Source organism: Alteromonas sp. CNT1-28, assembly GCF_022348345.1.
Taxonomy (GTDB): domain Bacteria; phylum Pseudomonadota; class Gammaproteobacteria; order Enterobacterales; family Alteromonadaceae; genus Alteromonas; species Alteromonas macleodii.
The window spans coordinates 41,071-52,286 of sequence record NZ_JAKREZ010000040.1 but is presented as its reverse complement, the minus strand read 5'-3'; the positions used below and the strand labels follow the sequence as shown (position 1 = coordinate 52,286).

Annotated in this window: 10 protein-coding genes; 9 read left to right on the top strand and 1 reads right to left on the bottom strand. The window is 45.8% G+C overall.

Annotated elements, in window-relative coordinates:
- Positions 1-182 precede the first annotated feature (182 nt).
- From MHN02_RS18975 to pyrF, 3 genes are read left to right on the top strand one after another with little or no spacing between them, the layout of a single operon-like run.
- Complete coding sequence (locus tag MHN02_RS18975; protein WP_014949639.1) at positions 183-440, top strand: lipopolysaccharide assembly protein LapA domain-containing protein; 258 nt, start codon at positions 183-185, stop codon at positions 438-440.
- Positions 440-1,609, top strand: coding sequence for a lipopolysaccharide assembly protein LapB (gene lapB / locus MHN02_RS18970; protein ID WP_239247706.1), 1,170 nt, complete (start codon positions 440-442; stop codon positions 1,607-1,609). Before MHN02_RS18975 ends, lapB begins: the two co-directional genes overlap by 1 nt.
- A 6-nt stretch (positions 1,610-1,615) precedes the next feature.
- Complete coding sequence (gene pyrF, locus MHN02_RS18965; RefSeq protein ID WP_239247704.1) at positions 1,616-2,314, top strand: orotidine-5'-phosphate decarboxylase; 699 nt, start codon at positions 1,616-1,618, stop codon at positions 2,312-2,314.
- Positions 2,315-2,429: 115 nt separating this feature from the next.
- Here pyrF and ald read toward each other — a convergent pair whose 3' ends face one another.
- Complete coding sequence (gene ald, locus MHN02_RS18960; protein ID WP_014949636.1) at positions 2,430-3,563, bottom strand: alanine dehydrogenase; 1,134 nt, start codon at positions 3,561-3,563, stop codon at positions 2,430-2,432.
- A 185-nt stretch (positions 3,564-3,748) separates the two neighbouring features.
- On the opposite strand from ald, the gene lrp reads away from it, so the two are divergent.
- The 6 genes from lrp (at position 3,749) to serS (ending at position 11,215) form a co-directional block, all read left to right on the top strand.
- Positions 3,749-4,234: a leucine-responsive transcriptional regulator Lrp gene (gene lrp / locus MHN02_RS18955; protein ID WP_014949635.1), complete on the top strand. Its 486-nt coding sequence runs from the start codon at positions 3,749-3,751 to the stop codon at positions 4,232-4,234.
- Between the two features lie 284 nt (positions 4,235-4,518).
- Positions 4,519-7,314, top strand: coding sequence for a DNA translocase FtsK (locus tag MHN02_RS21835; protein ID WP_239247701.1), 2,796 nt, complete (start codon positions 4,519-4,521; stop codon positions 7,312-7,314).
- 16 nt (positions 7,315-7,330) lie between these two features.
- The gene (lolA, locus tag MHN02_RS18945) at positions 7,331-8,155 is read left to right on the top strand and encodes an outer membrane lipoprotein chaperone LolA (RefSeq protein WP_239247699.1); all 825 of its coding nucleotides are present in this window, start codon (positions 7,331-7,333) and stop codon (positions 8,153-8,155) included.
- A complete protein-coding gene (locus MHN02_RS18940) occupies positions 8,142-9,449 on the top strand; it encodes a replication-associated recombination protein A (protein ID WP_239247697.1) in 1,308 nt (435 codons plus the stop codon). The genes lolA and MHN02_RS18940 overlap by 14 nt, the downstream gene beginning before the upstream one ends.
- Before the next feature lie 73 nt (positions 9,450-9,522).
- Positions 9,523-9,906, top strand: a complete 384-nt coding sequence (gene crcB, locus MHN02_RS18935; protein ID WP_014949631.1) for a fluoride efflux transporter CrcB — start codon at positions 9,523-9,525, stop codon at positions 9,904-9,906.
- A gap of 10 nt (positions 9,907-9,916) precedes the next feature.
- Positions 9,917-11,215 carry a serine--tRNA ligase gene (serS, locus tag MHN02_RS18930; RefSeq protein ID WP_239247695.1) on the top strand — a complete coding sequence of 433 codons (1,299 nt, stop codon included), beginning with the start codon at positions 9,917-9,919 and terminating at the stop codon, positions 11,213-11,215.
- The last annotated feature ends 1 nt before the right edge of the window (position 11,216 follow it).

Sequence of the window (11,216 nt, the reverse complement as noted above, 5' to 3'; positions counted from 1 at the left end):
AATTGACTTCACGAAAAAGCCGAATATATGGCAGCAATGAATCACGTTATTAAATCAACACGGTGTCTTGCAATCGGAGAGGGTCCATATATGGTATAACATCATTTCACTTACGCTTTTAGTGTTATCTCTTTTCGCATTTTGCTATTCTTGTAAATAAATCAACAAAAAAGGGTTGAGTGTTGAAAGGGATCCTAACGTTTCTTATCATTTTGGTGCTGCTCGCGATCGCGTTTGTCATTGGCTCACAAAATGAAGCACAAGTAACAGTTAATTATTTAATTGCTCAGGCGAATCTTCGCTTATCGACGTTAATAGCGATAACACTTTCAATTGGCGTTGGTATCGGAATTTTGGTAATGCTAATGAGCTGGCTAAAATTACGTGTTCAGCTGATGTCTGCGCAGTCTAAAATACAGAGTCTGGAACAAGAACACTAATGCTCGAACTGCTGTTTCTCCTTTTGCCTGTTGCGGCAGGTTACGGCTGGATAATGGGCCGAAATAGTGTCCGTCAAGCGCAGCGAAAGCAGTCTAGCATTCTATCTAAGCATTATTACAAGGGGCTAAACTTCCTTCTCTCAGACCAACCTGATAAAGCAGTCGATACGCTAATCAAAATGATTAACGTGAATAGCGACACAGTAGAGACGCATATCGCGATGGGGAGTTTTTTCCGTCACCGAGGTGAAATAGACCGCGCAATTAAAGTCCACCAGAATTTAGTTAGCCGTGATGAGCTCCAGCCGGCTCAACGAGAAAATGCACTGAGGGAGCTTGGTCACGACTACACACAAGCAGGCTTTCTAGAGCGTGCTGAAAATGCTTTTCTTCAACTGCTTGACAGCGATAAACACTACCTTGTAGCTCAACAGCAACTTTTCAGTATCTACCAGACCACGAAAGAGTGGGAAAGAGCCATAGAATTAGCCGAACGTATGGTGCAGTGTCATGGTGACAATGATGATTTGTGCGAACGCCTTGCACACTTTTATTGTGAACAAGCATCGGTTGAGTTGAAGAACGATAGCCAAGGTGCGGCATTGACCTTATTACAAAAAGCGGTAAACGCCGACGAACATGCGGTTAGGCCGTGGCTTATGTTAGGTGATATAGCGCTTGATCAAAAACGCTTTACTGATGCCAACGCGTACTTTACGCAAGTGGCCGAACGCGATATCAACTGGTTTAGCGAAGCCGTACCTAGTTTGGAAAAAATTGCTGAAGAAACTGACGACTGGGAAAGTTTTCAGAAGAACTTAGAAGCACACTGGCAAGAGTGTGCTACGTCATATTTAGCCATGGTTGATGTGCTTATGAAGCGCGGTGAAACGGCACAGGCGGCTGAGTACTTACTTGAGCAACTTCGCAAACGCCCGACTATGCGCGGCTTTAAAACCCTTATGGGGCTTTACATTGACCAGCTTTCAGATAAAACCACGGCTGATAGCTTACGCTTACTTAAAGAATTGGTGGAAAAGCAAATGTTGCAGCGCCCTAAATACCGCTGTGGCAGCTGTGGCTTTTCCGGTCGAAAATTATATTGGTTATGCCCTAGCTGTAAAAAGTGGGGCGTAGTAAAACCTATCAAAGGGCTAGACGGAGAATAAAAGAACATGCATGACCCACGCGTTATTGTTGCATTAGACTATGACAATAAAGATACTGCATTGGCGTTTGTTGATAAATTAGATTCAAGCTTGTGCAAGCTAAAAGTGGGCAAGGAGATGTTCACCTTATTTGGACCGGAATTCGTAAAAGCGCTAATCGCTAAAGGCTTTGACGTTTTCTTGGATCTTAAATTCCATGACATTCCAAATACTGTAGCGAAAGCGTGTAAAGCAGCGGCGGAGCTGGGTGTATGGATGGTAAACGTACATGCATCGGGCGGCCTACCTATGATGCAAGCAGCTAAAGAGGCGATTGCAACAAGCAGCAACCCTCAAACTAAACTTATTGCGGTTACCGTTCTTACCAGCATGGATGAAGCGCAGTTGGCGGATGTAGTAAGCGGTGTTACACCAGAGCAACAAGTGCTGCGTCTGGCGGCACTAACAGAAAGAGCAGGATTAGACGGCATTGTCTGCTCAGCGCAGGAAGCCAGCGCATTACGCGAAAAACACAGCGACGATTTTCTGCTAGTTACACCAGGTATTCGCCCAGTAGGCGCAGATGCTGGTGATCAAAAGCGCGTCATGACGCCTCCCGATGCTATGAAAGCTGGCGTGAGCTATTTAGTTATGGGAAGACCTATCACTAAAGCGGAAGACCCTATTGCCGTACTGAAAGCAGTAAACGCATCAATAAACGGTTAGACTTATTTCGAATACAAAAAAGCTCGGATGTGATGTTCACATACCGAGCTTTTTTATTCCGATTTTCTTATTCAAGGGCATGGCCACAGGCCCACCCGAGACTAATCTTTAGAAATTATTCGCCTTTAAGCGCTACTTCAGCTGGTGTATAGGTAAGGCCTAGTTCTTCACCTAGCGCGTCAACCACAGCTTTGTACGTTACCTTACCTTCGTGCACGTTTAGACCGTTAAGCAAGTGCTTGTCTTCTAGCATCGCTTTCGCAGGGCCTTTGTTTGCAAGGGCTAAGCCGAATGGCAATGTGGCATTGTTAAGTGCCATTGTAGAAGTACGCGCAACGCCACCAGGCATGTTTGCAACACAGTAGTGAACCACGTCATCAACAATATAAACTGGGTCTTGGTGTGTTGTTGCTTTAGATGTTTCAAAGCATCCGCCTTGGTCGATAGCAACGTCAACAAGTACTGAACCAGGCTTCATTGCCTTAATCTGTTCGCGAGTAAGAAGCTTCGGAGCTGCTGCGCCAGGAATAAGTACCGCACCAACAACAAGATCAGCTTTTGAAGAGTAGTGCTCAATAGCGTCAACGGTAGAGTAAACCGTTTTTACTTGTCCGTTAAAGATATCATCGATTTGACGAAGACGAGGAAGCGAGCGGTCAAGAATAGTTACGTCAGCACCAAGGCCTAGTGCCATTTTTGCTGCGTTAGTACCAACAACACCACCACCGATAACCAGTACTTTACCTGGTGCTACACCCGGAACGCCACCAAGAAGTGTACCGCTACCGCCGTGTGCTTTTTCAAGGTAGTGCGCGCCAGCTTGAACCGACATACGGCCAGCTACTTCACTCATTGGTGCTAGTAGTGGAAGCCCACCGCGGTCGTCAGTCACTGTTTCATATGCGATACAAGTTGCACCAGACTCAACAAGCAGCTTTGTTTGCGTAGGATCAGGCGCTAAATGTAGGTAGGTGTATAGTGTCTGGCCTTTACGAAGCATTTTACACTCGTTAGGCTGAGGCTCTTTAACTTTTACGATCATTTCTGCTTCAGCAAACACTTGCTCAGCCGTTGATGCAATGGCTGCGCCTGCTTCGACATACATTTCGTTAGTGAAACCTATTGCTTCACCTGCGTTCGTTTCTACTAAAACGCTGTGACCGTGGCTAACAAACTCTTTTACAGCTGCTGGCGTCAAGCCAACACGGTATTCGTGGTTCTTAATTTCTTTTGGTACACCAACTAACATGTATAGTCCTCAATCTTATAGTGAGCTTCTAAGCGGCTCTGGTTGAACTTTTGATAAATAGTGTTCGGCTTTGAAGCACGTGAACATATTTGCGGAGTATACGTGATAAAAAAACGAACTATCTGCTGAAGAATGGGCGTTTGTAGCATATAATTCTCCTAAAAGATGATTTTAAGATATTTTATATGCTGGTAAAGACCCCAAAACACCTTGACCGAATAGACAGGAATATTCTGGTTCAGTTACAGAAAAACGGGCGTATATCAAACGTCGAACTTGCTAAAGAAGTGGGATTAAGCCCCAGCCCTTGTCTTGAGAGAGTTAAGAGGCTGGAGGCTCAGGGCTACATAAAAGGATATCATGCTGTCGTTGACCCAGAAAAGCTCGGCGCAGCTATGCTTGTGTTCGTAGAGATTACGTTAACGAAAACATCGGTAGATATCTTTGCAGAATTTTCTGCTGCGGTAAAACTGCATGACGATATACAAGAATGTCACCTGGTATCCGGAGATTTTGACTTCCTTCTTAAAGCACGCGTTGCAGATATGGGAAGTTATAGGAAATTATTAGGTGATACTTTATTGCGCTTGCCCGGAGTGAGTGAGTCGCGGACGTACGTAGTGATGGAAGAAGTAAAAAGTACATCGTCGCTGCGCATTAATTTGAAGTAATGAAAGCGTGGCTCAATAGCGTGGTTTTGTGGTAGGCTGTGCAAAAATACAGTGTTTGTGTTTTATCAAAGGATTAACAGCACGCTAAAGCACAGGGTAGGGGATGGGTGTATTAATTCAGTTGTACGCTCAGTAACTTACCAAAAAGTAAATCAATAATAATTATGTAGGAATAGCAAAGAGTTCGCTAAGCTCTTTGTTGCGGTTAGTACTGCGGTTACCGCATAGCGTAAAAAGCTAGCTGCGGTAATACATGCGATGGAAATTGAAGGTTTTTTAGGGTTATGGCGCGATTAACAGGGGTTCAGCGAGTGTGGGAAGCAGGTATGATCATCGCCTGTGTTTTCGCCTTCTTCTTATTGCTGGCACTAGCATCTTTTCATCCAGGAGACCCAGGTTGGAGTCAGGCTGGATTACAACTCGACGTTCACAACTGGGTTGGAGCAACAGGGGCGTGGGTCGCTGATCTTCTGCTATTCTCATTTGGTTTTTTAGCGTATTTGCTGCCTTTCGGCTCCGCCTTCTTAGGGTGGTTTCTATTCCAACACATTAAAGAACTCGATGAATTCGATTACCTTACTATTGGTTTAAGAATTATTGGTGGGCTGTTGATGGCCCTCGGTGCAACGGGCATCGCCAGTATTAATTTTGACGACATTTACAACTTTTCAGCCGGCGGTTTTGTTGGCGACGTAATTAGTTCAGCGCTAGTGCCTTACTTCAATACTGCTGGCACAATTTTGCTACTTCTTTGTTTCTTCTGTACGGGCTTTACCTTACTAACGGGTATTAGCTGGCTCACTATTATCGACAGGTTAGGGGAAGGTACGCTGTGGTTAGGACGTAAGACTCTTTCAGCGCCTCAGAGTTTGTTAGCATTCGAAATGCCGCGACTAGCCCTAGCTAACAAATCGTCTAATCAAAGTGGCGACGAAGGTGCAGAGCTAGATATTACTAGTATGCGCGCTGAACCTTTGGCTTCTACTGCACAGACAAAACCATCACAGACACAGAAAACTACGCCATCACGCAGTGAGCCTACTTTTGGCATTGACGATGTAGATGATGAGCCGCCGTTTTATACCTATGACGGAGACAAGTCTGTTCAATCTAATCCCAACGATACTGTCAACGCCGAGGAAGACGATGCGACATCAAGTGCAGATGTAGATGCAGCTGAGACGAAAAAGTCGTCGTTCTCATTGTCAGGTATGCGTAGTGCGGTTACTGGTAGCTTTAAAGACAAAGTGGGTTTGGGTAAATCGAGCCAAGATGACTCAGTTCAGTCAGAAGATGATAGCAGTCAACATGAGCATAAACACCAAGCACAGCAAAGTCCGCATATTAACTTTGACGACTTAGAAGAGTTTGATGAAGACTTGCCTTACGAAACTGGAAGCAAGCCAATAACTTCTGCAAATAACAGCGCGTCATCTGTTGAAGGTAGCGAACCAAATACGGAAACGCTACAGTCCCAAACTGTTGAAACTCAGGGAGCGAGTCAAGGTGCTAACCAAGCATTTACGCCTGCTGCACTAGGTGCCAAACCCGTGAAGGCGAGGGCAGGTGAGTTAGATCCTGATTTACCACCGATGCCGTCCTTTGATTTACTTGAACGTGCCGACAAACATGAAAACCCGCTTACGCCAGAAGAGATTGAAGGTATTTCTCGTTTGGTAGAGGAAAAACTGGCTGACTTTAACATTGAAGCGACGGTGGTTGGCGTGTTCCCTGGCCCTGTTATTACCCGGTTTGAGCTTGATTTAGCACCTGGGGTAAAAGTGAGCAAGATCTCAGGACTGTCGAAAGACTTAGCCCGCGCTATGTCAGCTATCTCGGTGCGTGTAGTGGAAGTTATTCCGGGTAAGTCAGTAATTGGCTTAGAACTGCCGAATAAAAAACGTGAAATGGTGCGGCTGAGCGAAGTTATTAGCTGCGATACTTTTCAGTCTAATAAATCACCATTAACCATGGTGTTGGGCGCTGATATTTCAGGTCAGCCAGTGGTGGTCGATTTAGCCAAAATGCCTCACCTTTTGGTTGCGGGTACTACAGGTTCAGGTAAATCTGTAGGTGTGAACGTTATGATTCTTAGTTTGCTTTATAAGAGCACGCCAGAAGATGTTCGCATGATCATGATTGACCCGAAAATGCTTGAGCTTTCCGTTTATGAAGGCATACCTCACTTGCTTGCTGAAGTGGTTACCGACATGAAAGAAGCCGCCAATGCCCTTCGTTGGTGCGTGGGTGAGATGGAGCGTCGTTATCGTCTAATGAGCGCTCTTGGCGTGCGTAACCTAAAAGGCTATAACGCGAAAGTAGAAGAAGCCATTGCTAATGGCACACCAATAAAGGACCCACTGTGGAAGAATGAAGAAAGTATGGATGCTGAAGCGCCTGACTTAGCCAAACTTCCTGCTATCGTGGTAGTGGTCGATGAATTTGCCGACATGATGATGATAGTGGGCAAAAAAGTAGAAGAACTTATTGCACGTATCGCACAGAAAGCACGTGCTGCGGGCATCCATCTAATCCTTGCCACACAGCGTCCGTCTGTAGATGTTATTACGGGTCTGATCAAGGCCAACATTCCAACCCGTTGTGCATTCCAAGTTTCTAGTAAAATAGACTCTAGAACCATTCTAGACCAACAAGGTGCAGAAACTTTGCTAGGGATGGGTGACATGCTTTATCTGCCTCCTGGTAGCCCTGTGCCAACCCGTGTTCATGGTGCATTTGTGGATGATCACGAGGTACATGCTGTAGTCGCAGACTGGCAGAAACGTGGTGAGCCTGAATACATTGATGAGATCCTGAATGGCGAAGCGACGGCTGAAGTCTTACTGCCAGGCGAACAGCCTGAGGGTGAGGATCAAGAATTTGATGCCTTCTATGATGAGGCCGTGGCGTTTGTTACTGAAACACGTCGAGCTAGTGTGTCGAGTGTGCAGCGTAAGTTTAGAATTGGTTACAATCGGGCCGCGCGCTTGGTTGAACAAATGGAAATGAGTGGTGTCGTAAGTGCACAGGGGCATAACGGGAACCGTGAGGTTCTTGCACCGCCGCCCCACAAAGAATAACGAATGGATTGAATAAATGAATAAAGCAGTTTCGGTTTATTTTGTAAGTGCATTGGTAACGGCAGGTACAGCAATGACTGCTGCTAACGCTGCGGTAGAATTAGGTACTACAGGTTCAAATATAGGCAACAACAATGCTCACGAGGTTGTCAGTGATCATGACGATAATCAGGCTAATGCCACAGTAAACACAAGTCAGCCCAAAACTTCATCGCTTATCAATGATTCTGCGAGTACGTCACTGCAGGCGTTGTTAAGCAATATGAAGCAGTTTCGTGCAAGCTTTGCGCAGACAGTAGTCGATGCACAGCAAAATGTCGTTCACGAAGCACAAGGCACGCTGACCATGACCCGCCCCAATAAGCTTCGCTGGGAAACAACGTTTCCTGATGAAACCCTTTTGGTTGCCGATGGCGAAGCGGTTTGGAATGTGGATACCTTTGTAGAGCAGGTGACAGTCCTTTCTCAAGACAATGCGATTAAGGATAACCCTATTGTTTTGCTTACGTCGACAGATGAAGCAACGTGGTCAAAGTTCTCTATCAGTCAATTAAATAGCGGTTCATCGGCTGTAACACCTAAAAACGGCGCGGCAGACAACTTCAATGGTGTTAGCGCAACAAAAAGCTACCAAATCACGCCTAAAGAACAAGGCGGCCAAATCGCTACGCTTACATTAACCTTTAACCAAGACAGTGAACTCGCTTCGCTTAATATGCTCGATGCGCAACAGCAAATCAGCACTTTGGTTTTCAGTAATATTGAAACGCGTTTTCCAGTGCCTGCTGATACGTTCTCAGTTGATATTCCAGACAGCTTCATAATTGATGACCAGCGTTAATCAAGATTTCGCGCCCCTCGCGGCGCGAATGCGCCCGGTCACCATAGAGCAGTACAGTGGTCAAGAACACTTACTTGGCAAAGGTAAGCCTCTTCGTAAAATGTTAGAGGCGGGACACTGTCATTCTATGATTTTGTGGGGGCCGCCCGGTACCGGTAAAACTACCCTTGCTGAACTCATTGCTCAATACACCAACGCATCTGTATTGCGTATTTCTGCGGTTACCTCTGGGGTAAAAGACATCAGAGCCGCCATGGATACGGCTGAAGAAAACGCCCGTTATAACCAGCGAACATTGTTGTTTGTTGACGAAGTACACCGATTCAACAAAAGTCAGCAGGACGCGTTTCTTCCATTTGTTGAGTCTGGCGTTGTTACCTTTATTGGCGCAACGACAGAGAATCCCTCGTTCGAATTAAATAAAGCGCTTTTATCTCGTGTACGTGTTTATGTGCTAAAGACACTCGAACACGAAGCGCTGTCTGAATTGGTTGAGAGAGCGCTAAGCGATACTGAAAAAGGTCTGGGTGACAGAGCCCTTGGTATCGAAGAAACAGCCAGAAACGCGCTTATCGATTTAAGTGGCGGCGACGCACGTCGTCTTCTCACCTATTTAGAGCTTGCTGCCGACTTCACCGGAGCAAACAAAATAACCGTAAGCGATGTTGAGCATGCGGTAGGCGAGAAAGTTGCTAGTTACGACAATAAAGGCGACACCTTCTACGACCTAATCTCCGCGTTTCATAAATCTGTTAGAGGCTCAGACCCAGACGCCGCCCTTTACTGGTACGCAAGAATTCTTGATGGCGGGGGAGACGCGCTGTATGTAGGAAGACGTCTACTTGCTATCGCGTCTGAAGACATTGGTAATGCAGACCCAAGAGCAATGCAGCTCTGTATTAATGCCTGGGACACGTTTCACCGAGTAGGGCCCGCAGAGGGCGAGCGCGCTATTGCTCAAGCTGCGGTATATTGTGCGTTAGCTGCAAAAAGTAACGCGGTATATATGGCGTTTAACGAAGCAAAAGCATTGGCGCGTAAAACCTCTGATGCACCTGTTCCCATGCATTTACGCAATGCGCCTACGTCGCTAATGAAAGAGCTCGGTCATGGCGATGGTTACCGCTATGCTCACAACGAGCCGAACGCGTTTGCCGCGGGTGAGTCTTACTTCCCAGAAAGCCTTACCGGAACTCGCTTGTATAACCCTAATGAACGCGGTTTAGAGAAAGCTTTGAAAGCCAAGCGTGAATTTCTCGATTCACTTAATGCGAGAAGTAACAATAAAAGGTAAAGTTGCAGACATGTAACTCAACTAGTTCAGATTATATGAATTAGTTAATAAAAAAATGCGCTAGGGAGTTTTCGTGCCTCAAGGGTTAGCTTTGTATTGTTTTATTGCCGCTGGCGGTGCGACCGGCGCCTGTTTACGCTATTTTGTTACCACAAGTGTTGATTCCTTATTTGGAAAACACATGCCGTTTGGTACACTAACGGTGAATGTGGTCGGGTCGTTTGCACTCGCATTACTGTACGGTTTTATCGAACGTCATGATTTAAGCGACTCTCCTTACCGAGCGCTTATCGGTGTAGGGCTATTAGGTGCCTTTACTACATTCTCAACATTTTCCGTTGAAACCTTAACTTTATTAGAAAACGGGTTGTGGCTTAAAGCCGCAGCAAATGTATTTCTTAACGTTGGCGCTTGCCTAATAGCAGGTTGGCTAGCCATTCAATTGATGAAAGGATAATTAGAAACACATGTTAGATCCAAAGTGTTTGCGAAGCGATATAGAACAAACAGCTAAGCGATTAGCTGCCCGTGGTTTTAACCTCGATGTAGCAGCTTTCAGTTCGCTTGAAGAAAAAAGAAAAACACTTCAGTCCAGAACACAGGATCTGCAAAACGAGCGTAACGTACGAAGTAAATCCATTGGTAAAGCAAAAGCGCAGGGCGAAGATATTGCACCGCTATTGGCTGAAGTGGGTAAGCTTGGTGACGAGCTTGACGCCGCTAAAGCGGAACTTAGCGAACTGTTGGAAGAAATTAACACCCTTACGCAAGGCATTCCTAATTTGCCACACGAGTCTGTACCAGCGGGTAAAGACGAAGATGACAATGTTGAGATTTCTCGATGGGGCGAACCACGCACGTTTGATTTTGAAGTTAAAGATCATGTTGATGTGGCTGAAGGCTTAAACAACGGCTTAGATTTCGCTACCGCAAGTAAGCTTACGGGAAGCCGCTTTGTAGTGATGCGCGGCGATATTGCTCGCCTAAATCGTGCAATTGCTCAATTCATGCTAGATACCCATACACAAGAACATGGCTACCAAGAGATGTATGTGCCTTACTTGGTTAACGCTGACAGCCTTTATGGCACAGGTCAGTTGCCTAAATTTGGCGAAGACCTATTTCACACCAAGCCAGCAACTGAAGAAGGACAGGGGCTTAGCCTAATTCCAACTGCAGAAGTTCCGCTAACTAATATCGCACGCGATGAAATATTAGATGCGAAAACGCTGCCTGTGAAAATGACAGCGCATACGCCTTGCTTCCGCTCAGAAGCTGGTTCGTACGGTCGTGATACCCGTGGCCTTATTCGTCAGCATCAGTTCGATAAGGTAGAACTTGTACAGTTAGTTAAGCCGGAAGATAGCTTTGACGCACTAGAAGCACTTACAGGACACGCAGAAGTTATTCTTCAAAAGCTAGAATTACCGTACCGCAAAGTGTTGCTTTGTACTGGTGATATGGGCTTTGGTGCATGTAAAACCTACGATCTTGAAGTATGGCTACCTGCACAAAATACCTATCGTGAAATTTCTTCATGTTCAAACATGTTGGACTTCCAAGCACGACGCATGCAGGCTAGGTTCCGTAACCCAGAAACGAATAAAACAGAACTTCTGCACACATTGAATGGTTCTGGTTTAGCAGTAGGGCGTACGCTTGTTGCTATTTTAGAGAACAATCAGCAGGCAGATGGAAGCGTTACGATTCCAAAGGCGCTTGTGCCTTACATGGCTGGCCAAGAAGTTATTAAAGCAAGCAATTAAC